Annotated in this window: 15 protein-coding genes; 14 read left to right on the top strand and 1 reads right to left on the bottom strand. The window is 47.3% G+C overall.

Annotation, left to right across the window (positions count from 1 at the left end):
• The first annotated feature begins 587 nt into the window (after window positions 1-587).
• The 13 genes from GKG43_RS23640 to GKG43_RS01490 all read left to right on the top strand — a co-directional run bounded on the left by GKG43_RS23640 (window position 588) and on the right by GKG43_RS01490 (window position 11395).
• Window positions 588-806 (top strand): transposase, encoded by a 219-nt coding sequence (locus tag GKG43_RS23640; RefSeq protein ID WP_055153031.1) that lies wholly within the window; start codon window positions 588-590, stop codon window positions 804-806.
• 6 nt (window positions 807-812) lie between these two features.
• Window positions 813-1190, top strand: a complete 378-nt coding sequence (locus GKG43_RS23200) for a transposase domain-containing protein (RefSeq protein WP_243125801.1) — start codon at window positions 813-815, stop codon at window positions 1188-1190.
• Window positions 1191-1226: 36 nt separating this feature from the next.
• Entirely contained in the window at window positions 1227-2120 is an 894-nt protein-coding gene (locus GKG43_RS01535) for a DNA-binding protein (protein WP_055153027.1), read from the top strand.
• Window positions 2121-2278: 158 nt separating this feature from the next.
• Window positions 2279-2743 carry a low molecular weight protein-tyrosine-phosphatase gene (locus tag GKG43_RS01530; protein ID WP_055153025.1) on the top strand — a complete coding sequence of 155 codons (465 nt, stop codon included), beginning with the start codon at window positions 2279-2281 and terminating at the stop codon, window positions 2741-2743.
• A 64-nt stretch (window positions 2744-2807) separates the two neighbouring features.
• Window positions 2808-3515 carry a hypothetical protein gene (locus GKG43_RS01525; RefSeq protein WP_055153024.1) on the top strand — a complete coding sequence of 236 codons (708 nt, stop codon included), beginning with the start codon at window positions 2808-2810 and terminating at the stop codon, window positions 3513-3515.
• Between the two features lie 25 nt (window positions 3516-3540).
• Window positions 3541-4281 carry an endonuclease Q family protein gene (locus GKG43_RS23635; RefSeq protein WP_330377621.1) on the top strand — a complete coding sequence of 247 codons (741 nt, stop codon included), beginning with the start codon at window positions 3541-3543 and terminating at the stop codon, window positions 4279-4281.
• A gap of 156 nt (window positions 4282-4437) precedes the next feature.
• Window positions 4438-6822 (top strand): UvrD-helicase domain-containing protein, encoded by a 2385-nt coding sequence (locus GKG43_RS01520; RefSeq protein ID WP_330377620.1) that lies wholly within the window; start codon window positions 4438-4440, stop codon window positions 6820-6822.
• A gap of 129 nt (window positions 6823-6951) precedes the next feature.
• Entirely contained in the window at window positions 6952-7947 is a 996-nt protein-coding gene (locus tag GKG43_RS01515) for an N-acetylmuramoyl-L-alanine amidase (protein ID WP_055153022.1), read from the top strand.
• 344 nt (window positions 7948-8291) lie between these two features.
• Complete coding sequence (locus GKG43_RS01510) at window positions 8292-8732, top strand: LytTR family DNA-binding domain-containing protein (RefSeq protein ID WP_050640564.1); 441 nt, start codon at window positions 8292-8294, stop codon at window positions 8730-8732.
• On the top strand, window positions 8733-9230 hold the full coding sequence (locus tag GKG43_RS01505; protein WP_050640563.1) for a hypothetical protein: 498 nt from the start codon (window positions 8733-8735) through the stop codon (window positions 9228-9230).
• Entirely contained in the window at window positions 9214-10065 is an 852-nt protein-coding gene (locus tag GKG43_RS01500; protein WP_055153018.1) for an ABC transporter ATP-binding protein, read from the top strand. Before GKG43_RS01505 ends, GKG43_RS01500 begins: the two co-directional genes overlap by 17 nt.
• Window positions 10066-10142: 77 nt before the next feature.
• Entirely contained in the window at window positions 10143-10835 is a 693-nt protein-coding gene (locus GKG43_RS01495; protein WP_055153016.1) for an ABC transporter permease, read from the top strand.
• 302 nt (window positions 10836-11137) lie between these two features.
• A complete protein-coding gene (locus tag GKG43_RS01490) occupies window positions 11138-11395 on the top strand; it encodes a TfoX/Sxy family protein (RefSeq protein WP_050640560.1) in 258 nt (85 codons plus the stop codon).
• A gap of 99 nt (window positions 11396-11494) precedes the next feature.
• On the opposite strand, the gene GKG43_RS01485 is transcribed toward GKG43_RS01490, so the two are convergent.
• The gene (locus GKG43_RS01485; protein WP_129878403.1) at window positions 11495-12427 is read right to left on the bottom strand and encodes a YafY family protein; all 933 of its coding nucleotides are present in this window, start codon (window positions 12425-12427) and stop codon (window positions 11495-11497) included.
• 367 nt (window positions 12428-12794) lie between these two features.
• On the opposite strand from GKG43_RS01485, the gene GKG43_RS01480 reads away from it, so the two are divergent.
• Complete coding sequence (locus GKG43_RS01480; RefSeq protein WP_003504512.1) at window positions 12795-13919, top strand: DUF6017 domain-containing protein; 1125 nt, start codon at window positions 12795-12797, stop codon at window positions 13917-13919.
• Window positions 13920-13930 lie beyond the last annotated feature (11 nt).

Below are 13930 nucleotides of genomic sequence, written 5' to 3'. Positions count from 1 at the left end.
AAAAAACTTGTAGTTTTCTGGAGTTATTATCTCATAGATAGATAAAACTAGCACGGTACTAGTGATTTACCGTATACTGCTGAAAAGTAGTCGGGTATTTTTTCTATCATGGCTGAAAATTAAGCTCTTACCGCAAAAAGGCCAAAATTCTTTTATTCTGGGCAAATTTTCCTCTGCCCCGGAATGCAGTACCCTATAGGAATGAAATTTTTCCTATGGTATACTTCTGGTAGAGATTCCAGAAAATTGAGGCTGTGTTATGGATCCGTTTTTTATAGAGGAACAACTGAACAGGATGAGCGGGAGGATATCATCACCCTAATGAAAACCATGCAGGAGCAGTATCGGAAACAGGAGACAAAGCTCTAGGTCCTTGAAGAAAAAAACAAAGGAATTGAAATCCTGAACGCGGTGATCTCTGACCGTCTGACCCTTGCGCAGCGGAAACAGTTTGGCACATCCAGCGAAAAATACGCGGATGGATATACCCAGCTGAGCCTTTTTAACGGGGCAGAGTAGGAAACAGATCCGGGTGCGCCGGAGCCGGAAATGGAGGAAATCCATCCGTCTTCCTATAAAGGAAAGAAGTGTCCCGGCAAATAGGAGAAGACCTTTCCGCCTTTGAAACGGAAAAGACGCCTTCCCTTCTTAATGGCAGTGTGGCAACACCATCCTTGGTGGCAGGTATCATGAGCTCAAAGTATGTCAATGGCATGTCCTTGGCGCGTCAGGAGCGGGAATTTGCCCGTTATGGTCTGAACCTTTCTAAGGAAACCATGGCAAATTGGATCATTCAGTGTGCGTAAAGGTATTTGCAGCCACTTTATGGACTGATGAAGGAAGAATTCCTCCAGGGCAGGTATGCCCATGGAGATGCAACCCGTGTCCAGGTGATCGACGAGCCGGACACCATCCGCGGGGCACAGGCCAGTGCAACTCTGTACAGTATCACAGAAACTGCGCTTATGAATGGACTGAAGCCATACAACTATCTCTCACATGTGATGGAAAAAATGAAAGATTTCGGTGCGTTTTCGGTAAAGGAAGAGATGGTGGATATTCTCCCATGGTCCGCCAAACTGTCGGATGATTACCTACTTACTTGCATTGGAAAAAGTCGCTTTTGGGCTTTTGTATTGTTCCGAAAAACGGGTAATATTATTCCGATAGCGTTGCTATTATTCCGATAATTTGGTATACTATTGTTCAAAGCGAGGTGCAGAAATATGTATATGTCAGTAAAACAGGCCGCAGAGAAATGGGGCATTTCAGATAGAAGAGTACGAATATTATGTGCAGAGCGGAAAATTCCAGGCGTTATCCGTGAGGGGCGCAGTTGGAAGGTTCCAGCAGAGGCGCAAAAACCTGAGGATGGCCGGTATAAGTCTGCGGAAAGCCTGCTTGAGAACATTGATAGGAAGAAAATAGAACTGGATTCCAGACGTCCTTTGACTGAGGGAGAGGTGGAGCGGCTGACAGAGGAATTTGTGGTTGAATTTACTTACAATTCCAATGCCATTGAGGGGAATACGCTGACTCTCCGTGAAACTGATATGGTACTGCGCGGTTTGACCATTGATCAGAAGCCGTTAAAAGATCATATGGAGGCGGTTGGACATAAGGAAGCCTTCGATTTTGTGCGGGAATTGGTGAAAGAACAGTCACCATTATCAGAAAGTATCATTAAACAAATCCATTATTTAGTGTTGGCTGATAAAAAAGATGACAGGGGTGTATACAGAAAAGTCCCGGTAAGAATTATGGGGGCAAAACATGAGCCTGTACAGCCGTATTTAATCCAGCCGAAGATGGATCAGTTGTTGGAGCGTTATAGAAAAAGCCCAGAGCATATCATTCCCAAGCTTGCCCGGCTTCATATTGAATTTGAAGGCATTCACCCGTTTATCGATGGTAATGGTCGCACGGGGCGCTTGCTTGTGAATCTGGAATTGATGAAAGCTGGATATCCACCGATCGACATAAAATTTGCGGATCGAATTGCGTATTACAATGCTTTTGACGAATACCATGTGAAGCATAATTTGGGAGCGATGGAGAAATTATTTGCGGGATATGTGAATGAAAGACTGGACAGCTATTTAGCAATGCTTAAAGAATGAATATTGTTGTATGGGAGATAAAAATGTTTGTTTCAGAATACTTGGCTTTGATAATGAACTGGATAATAAGGATGTATTTGACTGTATATTAGATTTAGATAGCCCATTTTTATTAACCTAAAATGTGTTATTCAAAAACTGGAAGGGATGTAATCAAGATGATAAAAATACTATTTATCTGCCACGGCAACATCTGCCGTTCCCCCATGGCAGAATTTGTTTTCCGCGACATGGTCCAAAAGAGAGGCTTACCCAATTCATTTTCCATAGCCTCAGCAGCCACAAGCCGCGAAGAAGAAGGCAACCCAGTCCATCACGGAACGGTCCAAAAGTTAAAGACCCAAGGCATCAGTACAGCCGGCAAATATGCAGTCCAAATGCAAAAGAAGGATTACGCTGCATACGACTACATCATAGGCATGGAGTACCGCAATATCCGCAACATCCACCGCATCATAGGATCCGACCCAGACCACAAGGTACACCGCCTTCTAGACTTTACCGTCAATCCCCGTGATATTGCCGACCCCTGGTACACAGGCAATTTCGACAGAACATACGACGATATAGTAGAAGGATGCGAAGGCCTGCTGTTACATATCCTGGAAAATGACAAAATATAGCTGCGAGACAGATCCCGCCTGTTTTTAACGTAACATAAAATCACCAAAAATTAGGAGATAAAGTATGAGATTAGAGCAGTTAAATCCCGTACTCCACATGGAAGATTACGAAGACATACCAGAAGATATTCTCCGCTGGAAGGACGATTCAGAGCTGCAGCAAGGGGCCGGATGGCTCCGGATCGCCAAGAAAGTTCAAACAGCCGAGAGACCGCAGCTAGACAAGTGTCCGTATACAACAGAGGGCGTCCCAATACCAAATCAGCCGTGCAATCAGCCGTGCGTAAAGGTCCCGTCCCCGCACAAGCTGTGTGTCGGCATAGGACAATATCACACAGAGATGGATGGAAACATCTATCTCTGTGTTCTTCTAAGCAGAGATACAAGAGAAGTGTTATCCTGTTCATTCGGTGTATACCGTTCCCCGGAATTAGTACAGAAAGCCCTGGAACTATTTTTTGAAATATACGACTATCCGAGCCAAAACGGACAGGAAAAATACCGGGAAATATCACTTTTCTCCAGCAGAAATCCGATTTACCAGAAAAAGCGTTACACCGACATCCTCAGCAGATTTCCAATAGAACCAGTAATGCCCCCTCCCGGAAGCAGGGGCCAGGCGGCCATAATAAGCACGTATTTTTCTCAGCTGATGAGGAGGAAGGGCAGGACTATATTCTATACATGGCAGGATGCGATAGACTGGATTTCCGACGATATCACATGTTATAATGAACAGCAAAGATACAAAAGCGGACAAGTAATTTCATAAAGTATTCAGAAGAGAGGGTGTTTATATGTACATAGCAGATTTGCATATCCATTCCCATTATTCCCGAGCCACCAGCAGGGACTGCAATCTGGAAAACCTGGACTTATGGGCGAGACGAAAGGGGATTCACATTGTCGGAACCGGTGACTTTACCCATCCGGCCTGGCGGGAAGAGATGCTGGAAAAGCTCCAGCCGGCGGAAGAAGGGTTTTACACTTTGAAAGAAGAATACCGCATATCAGACGGCTCTGTGGCGGATGTGATGATCCCAAGGTTTGTAATCACAGGAGAAATCAGTTCCATCTATAAGAAGTACGACAGAGTCCGCAAGGTACACAGCCTGATTTTGCTGCCGGGCCTGGAGGATGCGGAGATACTGGCAAGAAAGCTGGAGATCATTGGAAATATCCATTCAGACGGCCGGCCGATTCTGGGGCTGGACTGTCATGATCTGCTGGAAATTATGCTGGAGTTGTGCCCCGGTGCAATTTATGTGCCCGCTCATATTTGGACGCCCCATTTCTCCCTTTTCGGTGCTTTCTCAGGATTCGATTCCGTGGAGGAGTGCTTTGGGGATTTAGCAGGACATATCCATGCTATGGAGACCGGCCTGTCCTCTGACCCGCCGATGAACTGGCGGATTTCTGCGCTGGATCAGTATCAGCTGATTTCCAACTCAGATGCGCATTCCCCGGCTAAATTGGGCCGTGAAGCGAATCTGCTGGATATCGGGCTTTCGTTTGCAGAACTCAGGGAGGCAATATAGACCGGAAAAGGCCTGTATGGAACGATTGAGTTTTTCCCTGAAGAGGGAAAATACCATTACGACGGCCACCGAAAATGCGGCATCTGCCTGACGCCCGCGGAGACGATAAAATATAGGGGCATCTGCCCCGTATGCGGCCGAAAGCTGACAATCGGAGTGTCGCATCGGGTTGAACAACTGGCTGACCGGGAAGAAGGCTACGTTCTGACTGAGGCGAAAGGTTTTGAGAGCCTGGTGCCGCTGCCGGAAGTGATTGGTGCGTCCCTGGGGCACTCCGCGGCGAGTACAAAAGTACAGAAGGAGTACCGGAATATGCTGCGTACATTGGGACCGGAGTTCGAAATACTGCGGACGGTCCCTGAGGAAGAGGTGAAAAAAATATCGGGTCATCTGATTGCGGAAGGTATCCGAAGGCTGAGAGACGGGAAGGTAGAGCGCAATCCGGGGTTTGACGGAGAGTATGGGACAATTCAATTATTTACGCAGAACGAGATCGACAGTCTGGATGGGCAAATGAGTTTCTTTGATGCCCTTTGTATCCAGGCGGCAGAGACGGTAGAGAAACGCATCAATGAAGAGGGGAATCAGGCTGATAAGCCACAGATGTCCGGCGACGGCAAGGAGGCTGCAGCAAAAACAGGTGCAGAAAATGTTGTACCAGAGAGCATGGCAGACGGTGAGAAAACTGCCGGGGAAGCGGGCAGCCAGAACCAATCGGCGGGACTCAACCCGGAACAGGAACAGGCCGTTCGTGCCGTGGGCAGCGCAATTGCCGTGGTTGCCGGGCCAGGTACCGGAAAAACAAAGACTCTGATAGCAAGGATTTTACATATGCTGGAAGTGCGAAAGGTAAAGCCTTCCGAAATTACTGCGGTTACATTTACAAATAAGGCGGCAGGGGAGCTGATGGAAAGAATCAAAAAGGAGATTGGCAGATCCAGAAATCTGAACAAAATGCAGGTAGGGACTTTCCACGCAATCTGCCTGAATTTCCTGAAAAAACAGGGAATCGAATTCTCACTGGCGGATGATGCGGCCTCATTGGAGGCGGCAGGAAGAGCAGTGGACGAAACCGGGCTGAAGATGAAGCCAAAAGAACTGCACCGGGTGGTATCTCTTCTCAAATCGGGAATGTCCGCCGTAGAGATGCAGACCAGGCTGGTGCAAAACGGTGCGGATGAAGAGGCGCCGGATATGCCTCTGAACTGGCAGGAAGGAGTGGATGCATACCAGAGGATTCTGCAGGAACAGAAGCTGTTGGATTTTGACGACCTGCTTCTGGAGACATTAAAGCGGATGGAACAGGGAGGCGCACAGGATGGATGGGAAAAAGGGTTTTCCTATCTGCTTGTCGATGAATTTCAGGATATTAGTCCCATACAGTACCGGCTTATTCAGGCTTGGAGCAAAGGCGGAAGGGAGCTGTTTGTAATTGGGGATCCGGATCAGTCCATCTATGGTTTCCGCGGATCGGATGCGTGTTGTTTTGAAAAGCTGAAAGAGGATGATCCGGATATGCAGGAGATCCGGCTTGCATGGAACTACCGCTGTACACCTTCCGTACTTCATGCGGCTGCGTCTGTTATTTCACACAATCCGGGACCGGAGAGACGGCTCATGGCCTACAGGCAGGAAGAAATGCCGGTACGCGTAGTAAAAGCAGCAAGCGAGATGGCAGAGGCCATATTTACAGCAAAGGAGATCAACAGGCTTACAGGCGGAATCGGCATGCTGGAGGCCCAGGAGATCGGCGCCGGAAGCGGTAAAGAACGGGGATTCGGTGACATTGCCGTGCTCTACCGGACACACCGGCAGGCTGACCTGTTGGAGAAATGCCTCAGAAAAGAAGGAATCCCATATGTTACAGCGGGAAGAGAAGCATTTCTGGCAGAGGATGAAGTAAGAGGGAGCATTTCCTTCTTCAAATGCCTGGCGAATCCGGCGGATGAATTTTCTAAGAAAATATCCCTGAAGCTGTTATGGAATATGGAAATGAATGTGGTGGCAGAGGGCGTATTTCAGGCAATGGCAGAAAAGTTCAGACCCCTCTATGCAAAAAGCAGGCCTCAGAAGTTCCTGGAGAAATGGATAGAAGAAATGCAGATGCAGGATAGCACTGCGATGAAAAAACTTGCGGAGATGACTGTGTTCTATAAGAATATGGATGAATTTATGGAGGCGCTGAGCATGGGCGTGGAGAGCGATTTAAAACGCTGCGGTGACAAGCGCTATACAGGCGAGGCGGTCACACTTATGACGCTTCACGGGGCGAAGGGACTGGAATTTCCTGTAACATTCATTTATGGTGTCAGAAAAGGGCTTATCCCCTTTGAAAAAGACGATACTGTAGATACAGAAGAGGAGCGCAGGCTTTTCTATGTCGGTATGACAAGGGCGAAAGACGAACTGATACTGACAACTTCCCAGGAAGAATCCGAATTTCTCGCGGAACTTCCTGAGGAGGAAATCTGCAGGGAGCGGGCAGACAAACGTAAAAATGCGGACAGTGGGAAACAGATGAGTCTGTTCGATTTTTTATAAAAACGGACATCGGAAAAAACACTCAAAAAAGGTGCTTTAAACTTTCTTTTTGTTCATAATTTGGACAAGCGGGGCATATAATATCTCATATTTGTAATAGGGCCCGAAATGCGGCTGAAAGGGAGAATTATGGACAAGAAGAAAATCAGAGGAATAGCGGGAATAGCCGTGGTGTTAGCGGTAGCCGCGGCCGGAGTCTTTATCTATTCGGCCAGAAAGCCGGAACGGGCAGCAGGAAAACAGGTAATGGCCGGTCAGGTCAGCCGGCAGGCTTCCTCACAGACAGAAACTCCGAAAGCCGGTGCTGAGAAACAGAATAACGGAGACACTCCCAAAGCCGGCTTAGCGGAATTAAACGCGAAGGAATCAAACACGGAGGAATCAAATACTGAGAAATCAGATATTGAAGAATCGAATACAAAGAAATCAGATCCTGTAAAACCGGACACTCAGGAACCAGATACTGCAGCAGAACATGAGAAAACAGAGAACCAGATCATCATAGCGCTGGATCCCGGCCATCAGGGACCGGATGCGGGAATGATGGGAGAAGAAGAGGACGGGCCGGGTTCCGGTATCATGAAGGCGAAGACAACATCGGGCACTGCAGGCCGTTTTACCGGGCTTGCGGAATATCAGCTCAACCTGGATATAGCCAATCGGGTAAAAGCGTGTTTGGCTGAACGAGGTTTTCAGGTGGTGATGACCCGCGAAAACCATGAAACATCGGTCAGCAATCAGGACCGTGCAAAGATTGCAAATGAATCCGGAGCAGAACTTTGTGTAAGGATTCATGCAAACGGCAGTGAGAGTCCAGAGAGTGCCGGTGCTCTGTGTCTGGTTATGTCACCGGATAATCCTTATGCAGGAGGCCTGTACGAGGAGAGCTTCCGGCTCGCAGAGAATGTCCTGAATTCATACTGCGCAGCCACCGGTATTTATAACAGAGGCGTTCAAACGGACGATACCATGACAGGAATTAATTGGAGCCAGGTTCCGGTTATAATTCTTGAGATGGGATTTATGACCAACCAACAGGATGATACGCAGATGGCAGATCCAGAATTTCAGCAAAAAATGGCTGAGGGGATAGCAAACGGTATTGCGTCATATATTAGAGAATGAGCTTACGAGGAAACTTATGAGGAGTGGGATCTTTTCCTGGTCAGCAAATTTCTTAAATTATAGGAATAGTAAGAGGTAACCCACAAAATCAGTCGGCAAAAGTTGATTATGATCCAATTTTTGCCGGCTGATTTTGTGGGTTACCTTTTACTGCTGCTTAGCACAGCGGCCAGAATCCCCAACAAACAGATGCTTCCGTCTGCGTTCCGTCCCATGCCAGGCGTCCTCTTCATCCTCTCCACATGGAAACTCAGCCCCTTATTTAGGCAGGTTAGTTTATGGGGATTGTTTTTCTGATTTTGAGCAAGTATAGTTAATACAGATATTGAAAGGGGGAGGGCTTTTTGAAAATCTCGATTCAAACGGACAGTCAGATTGATGAGACAGAGATCCAGATTACCTGCCGGCATTTGACTCCGCAGCTGGAGCGGGTGATTTCGATCCTGCGCATTTTAGATTTTAAGCTGCTGGGAGAGAAGGACGGGGAATCGCATATTTTGGATATTTCTAAGATCCTTTATATTGATACGGCTGATAAGAAAACTTTTTTGTATACCAAGGACGATGTTTTTGAATCTTGCTTAAAATTATATGAGCTTGAGGAGGAACTGAAAGAGTTCGATTTCTTTCGGGCAGGAAAGTCCTGCATTATTAATCTGCGGCAGATCCAGAAGATCCGTGCGGATCTGGACAGGAAGCTGCGGGTAACGATGACAAACGGGGAGCAGCTGACCGTGTCCAGGCAGTATGCGGACTATGTGCGAAAGAAACTGGGGGTGAAATAAATGGAAGAAAAAAAGAATTTTTTTGACTTTGCGGAAAATGTACTTTGTACATTTGGGTTTATGATGATCCTGATGATGATCTTTACGTTTGCTTTCGGAGAAGAGACCCGCACTCTTTCCACGATGTTCAGGCTGGGCGGGAGCGGGATTGCGCTGGCTACGATGTGCCAGTATCTGGGGTTAGCCATACTGATCACCGGGATAAGGTTCCTTTTCTTTTCGGAAAGGGCGGCAAAATATATGCCGGAATTGTACCGGATCTGCCTGATGCTGCTTTGTTCTGTTCTGGTAATTGTACTCTTTATTATTCTGTTTAAATGGTTTCCTGTCCAGATGTGGCAGGCCTGGGTGATGTTTGTATTATGCTTTGCAATATGTTTTGGGGCCAGCGTCTGGATCATGTCTGTTAAGAACCGGATGGAAAATGAGAAACTGGAGGAAAGCCTGGAGTATCTGAAGGAAAGATGGAAGGAGGATCAGGATGGAGAACGCGATTAGTATAAGAGGTGTCAGCAAATCATTTCACGAAAAGCAAGTGCTTAAAGAGATTTCTATCGAGATCCAGAAGGGGGAAGTCTTTGGCCTGCTGGGGCCTTCCGGAGCTGGGAAAACAACGCTGATTAAGTTAATTACCGGTCAGTTAAAGGCGGACCGGGGGGAGATCCGGGTACTGGGACTGCCGGTCACTGAGCGGGCCAAAATCTACAGCCAGATGGGGGCTATGCTGGATGATTCAGGTGTTTATGAAAGGCTGAGCTGTTACGACAATTTGAAGCTGTTTACTGATATCCATGGGATTCCTAAAAGCCGGATTCGGGAAGTACTGCGCCAGGTAGGCCTGGACGGGGAAGGGCGTACGGCTGCGTCCAGCCTGTCCAAGGGGATGCGCCAGCGTCTGATCTTCGCTAGGGCGATTCTGCAGGAACCAAAGCTGTTATTCATGGATGAACCGACCGGTGCCCTGGATCCGGCTATGACGGCGGAAATACACGGGCTGATTCGTGAGCAGAAAGAGAAAGGCGCCACCATATTTCTGACCACTCATAATATGGAGGAGGCGGCAAAGCTGTGCGACCATATCGCGCTGATCCATCAGGGAAAGATTGTGGAATACGGCGAACCGGACGCTTTGTGCCGCAAGTATAATGAATTGAATCAGATTCAGATTCTATTTAAAAACGGAGAGATGATGACTCTGCCCAATTCCCCGGAGGCTGCTGACACGATATCATCCTCATTCCGGCAGGGAGAGGTAGAGAGCATCCATTCAACAGAGCCGGATCTGGAAACTGTATTTATGAAACTGACAGGAAGAAGCCTGGTGAAAGGCTGAAGCAGGCAATCCCCTTGCGTAGACTGATATTGAGAAAGAGCTGCAGGGAGGTCTGTACGACATATTAGGAGGCAGATATGAGAAATGTAACCGCGATTCTGAAAAAACAATGGAAGGATACCCTAAAAAATAAAAATGTACTGATCCAGTTTGTCATGTTTCCTGTATTAGCGGTTATCATGACGTTTGCAGTGGAGATGCCGGGCTTGCCGAGAAATTATTTTGTTTATATGTTTGCGTCCATGTATATTGGAATGGCGCCGCTTATTGCTACGACGGAGGTTCTGGCAGAAGAAAAGGAAAAACATACATTAAAGGCGCTGCTGATGGCAAATGTCAGAATGCCTCAGTATCTGGCGGCAGTGGGCGGGTGCGTCCTGCTGGCGTGTCTGGCAGGCACGGTGTGCTTCGGTTTGACGGCTGGACTTTCCGGCATGGCATTTTTGAAGTTCTGCGGCGTCATGATGACGGGGATCATCCTGTCCGTTCTGATCGGTGCAATTATCGGAACTGCATGTAAAAGCCAGATGAGCGCAACTTCCCTGACAGTGCCCGTTATGATGGTGCTCTCTTTCTTACCAATGCTGTCTACGTTTAACGATACCATTAAGAAAATAGCTGCCGTTTTTTATTCACAGCAGATTTACTTGATGATCAGCGGAATGGACGATGGCGGTACAGCAAAGGCCTGGGGGACTATTTTAGTGAATCTCGGTATTCTAACGGTAGTCTTTATCTATGTTTACCGGAAATTGGCTGAGGAGTCTTAGCTGCAGTTCAGACCATGCCGTGTACTTAGTGCCTCGTAAAATCAGTAACTGCCACATAAGCCGACCTAAATTTCCGATAGCACTACTCCACAAGCCTCAGCGTAGCCTGCTACGCCTGCGTTTGTGGAGCAGCACTCTCGAAAATTTATCTCAGCTTAAATTGCAGTTACTTATTTTACGATGTATTAGCTGCAAGGTCTCGTAGCTAATGAAGTAGTGGTTATCCTATAGAAATGGCTGGCGCACCTTGTTTGTTTAATGTATAATAAATATAATATTCGGATGACAGGAGGTAAGGTATAATGGGAGAATTATCGAAACTGCCCAATATAGGAGCGGTGGTGGAAGAACAGCTTCGGGAGGCCGGCATTACTACGTTTGATCAGCTCCGGGCGATGGGAAGTAAACAGGCCTGGCTGAAAATACAGGAGATCGATTCATCCGCCTGTATCCACCGTCTGTATTCGCTGGAGGGCGCAATACGGGGGATCAAGAAGGCGCAGCTGCCTCCGGATGTAAAAGAGGATCTGAAGGATTTTTATAATCATTTTAAAATGTAATCAACAAAGATTTATATAAGATGAACTGGACTGCATGAAAAAGGCCCGCCGGACTGAGCGATATAGTTTTGGCGGGCTTTTTTTGTCTTTCTTTGCGTATTAATTCTCGTATATGGCAGCGATATCATATAATCTGCGCTTCATTTCTGTACGGATATGTAACGGCTCTAAACACTCGCATTTGTCTCCAAAACTGAGAAGAATATTGTAGTAATATTCGTTCTCTATGAAAGGAAAACTAGCAATGCAATGCTCATTACCGTCCGGCGAGAAGTCTTCATAAGTACAATAATCAAGTACCCTGTCCATGACAGAGTTATGAAAACGAATTTTGATTTTGGTCTGCATAGATGCCAAAATATCAGCAAAATATAACTGCGGTTTTTGATAATCACGTGGTGCAAAAGTTTCCTCGTTCATTTGCAGATTTGACATACGGGATAGTCTGAATAAGCGAAAATCATTCCTTTTATGGCAATACCCCTGCAAATACCAATGACTGCTTTTCAATACAAGCTGATAGGGTTCGGCTGTTCGTGCAGTTTTATTTCCGTAGCGGTCTGCATAATCAAATGAAATTAGTTTGCTTTCCTGTAAAGCTGTTTTGATTATTTCTAAATAGGGTTGTATGTTTATGTTCCCCATCCACGGACTTAAGTCTATATATATTTGACTTGCCTTTAATTCTATGTTTTTCGCCTGGTCGGCGGGGATAAAGCTCTTGACTTTCGCAAGGGCATTTACCAGTTCACTGCCGCTTATCATATTGGAAAGACTGGAAAGTCCCATTAAAATAGCGGAAAGGTCGGCAGTCGAAAACACCTTTTTATCCACCTTGTAATTCTGCATGATTTCAAAGCCGCCGCCGATTCCCGATGCCCCGCGGACAGGAATACCTGCCATGTTGATCGCGTCTATGTCCCGGTAGATTGTGCGGCGGGAAACTTCAAACATATCTGCTAACTCCTGTGCGCCTACTCGCTCTTTATCAAGGAGTATCATAATAATACTAATAAGCCTGTCAACTTTCATGTGAGAACCACCTTTCAAAACGTAACAGTTCGGGCAGGCCGGAACTGTTACTCAAAAATTTATTTTAAATATAAATTGTTGCCATAATATTGTCAACAATTAGATGTTGACATAAAAACTCTGATTATCTCAAAAAAGCCCGGAAATACGGGCATTTCACGGGATATGAGAACTGAATTTACTACTCATTTACTACATTCGGATTGAGCCTTGACACGCTGCTTTCTCCCGTGAAGTACCCCCTACCCAAATAGGACACATCAAAAATTGAATACGACACCGCAAGAAGCGGCGTTCTCTTTTCCCTGCGGGGAAATAAGGGACGCTGCTTTTTTTGCGCCTAAAACCAGAAAGGAGGCGACCGCCTATGTACTTCACATCCGGCGACGACCGGGCCTTTGAACAGCTCATGCAGGAGAGGCCGGGCGCAGACCACTTTGACAACGGCGAGGCCGGAGCGCCGGAGGATTGCGGCACCTGCCGCTTTTACCGCCCGTACTGGAAGTATCAGTTTTGCGTCTACGCAGAATGTCCCTACCAGCCGGGCAAGCTCACCGCCCTTGACGGCGCGGCGAAATTCCAAGTGAAAGGAGTTGACGACGAAATGGCAGTTTTTCGCGTGGAGAAAAACCGGGGCTACACGGTCATGTCGAACCACCACCTGCGGAACAAAGACCTATCCCTAAAGGCCAAGGGCCTGCTGTCGCAAATGCTGTCCTTGCCGGAGGACTGGGACTTTACCCTAAAGGGCCTATCCCTTATCAACCGGGAACAGATCGACGCTATCCGGGCGGCTGTCTGGGAGCTGGAACAGGCCGGGTATATCGTCCGTTCCCGTGAGCGCGACGGGCAGGGGCGGCTTCGCGGCGCGGACTATCTTATTTACGAGCAGCCCCAGCCAGTGCCGGATTCCCCTACGTTGGAAAATCCAATGTTGGAAAAACCAACACAGGAAAAGCCTACGCAGGGAAAACCAATGCAATTAAATAAAGATAGACAAATAAAAGAACCATTAACTACGGATGGATTAAATACCGATTCCATTCCTATCCTTTCCCCTCCCTCTCCTTTAGAGGACGGGGCGGCAGAGCCGCCGGAACGGAATGGAAAGGAAGCGGCGACACAGAGCGCCGTAGCGATTTATCGGGAAATCATCATGGACAATATCGAGTATTCCCATCTGGTACAGAACACCCGGCTTGACCGGGAGCTGTTGGACGAGATCGTGGACTTGCTTGTGGAAACCGTATGCAGCGCCAGAAAGACCATCCGCGTTGCCGGGGACGATTACCCCGCCGAGCTGGTAAAGGCCAAGCTGATGAAGCTGAACAGTTCCCATATCGAGTTTGTCTTTGACTGTATCAGCAAGAACACTACGGAAATTCGCAACATCAAGAAGTACCTGCTGGCGGCGCTGTTCAATGCGCCAAGCACAATCAGCGGTTACTATACGGCGCTGGTGGCCCACGATATGAACACCGGCAAAATCTGAAAGGAGGACGG

It is taken from the genome of Eubacterium sp. BIOML-A2 (assembly GCF_009680135.1).
Classification (GTDB): domain Bacteria; phylum Bacillota; class Clostridia; order Lachnospirales; family Lachnospiraceae; genus Faecalicatena; species Faecalicatena contortus_B.
This window is presented reverse-complemented; position numbering and strand designations above follow the sequence as displayed.

What these genes read in the sequence shown, in the direction of transcription:
- GKG43_RS01535 (WP_055153027.1), top strand. Translation starts at nt 1,227, where the DNA reads ATGTATATGTCAGTAAAACAGGCCGCAGAGAAATGGGGCATTTCAGAT.
- GKG43_RS01530 (WP_055153025.1), top strand. Translation starts at nt 2,279, where the DNA reads ATGATAAAAATACTATTTATCTGCCACGGCAACATCTGCCGTTCCCCC.
- GKG43_RS01525 (WP_055153024.1), top strand. Translation starts at nt 2,808, where the DNA reads ATGAGATTAGAGCAGTTAAATCCCGTACTCCACATGGAAGATTACGAA.
- GKG43_RS23635 (WP_330377621.1), top strand. Translation starts at nt 3,541, where the DNA reads ATGTACATAGCAGATTTGCATATCCATTCCCATTATTCCCGAGCCACC.
- GKG43_RS01515 (WP_055153022.1), top strand. Translation starts at nt 6,952, where the DNA reads ATGGACAAGAAGAAAATCAGAGGAATAGCGGGAATAGCCGTGGTGTTA.
- GKG43_RS01505 (WP_050640563.1), top strand. Translation starts at nt 8,733, where the DNA reads ATGGAAGAAAAAAAGAATTTTTTTGACTTTGCGGAAAATGTACTTTGT.
- GKG43_RS01500 (WP_055153018.1), top strand. Translation starts at nt 9,214, where the DNA reads ATGGAGAACGCGATTAGTATAAGAGGTGTCAGCAAATCATTTCACGAA.
- GKG43_RS01495 (WP_055153016.1), top strand. Translation starts at nt 10,143, where the DNA reads ATGAGAAATGTAACCGCGATTCTGAAAAAACAATGGAAGGATACCCTA.
- GKG43_RS01490 (WP_050640560.1), top strand. Translation starts at nt 11,138, where the DNA reads ATGGGAGAATTATCGAAACTGCCCAATATAGGAGCGGTGGTGGAAGAA.
- GKG43_RS01485 (WP_129878403.1), bottom strand. Translation starts at nt 12,427, where the DNA reads ATGAAAGTTGACAGGCTTATTAGTATTATTATGATACTCCTTGATAAA.
- GKG43_RS01480 (WP_003504512.1), top strand. Translation starts at nt 12,795, where the DNA reads ATGTACTTCACATCCGGCGACGACCGGGCCTTTGAACAGCTCATGCAG.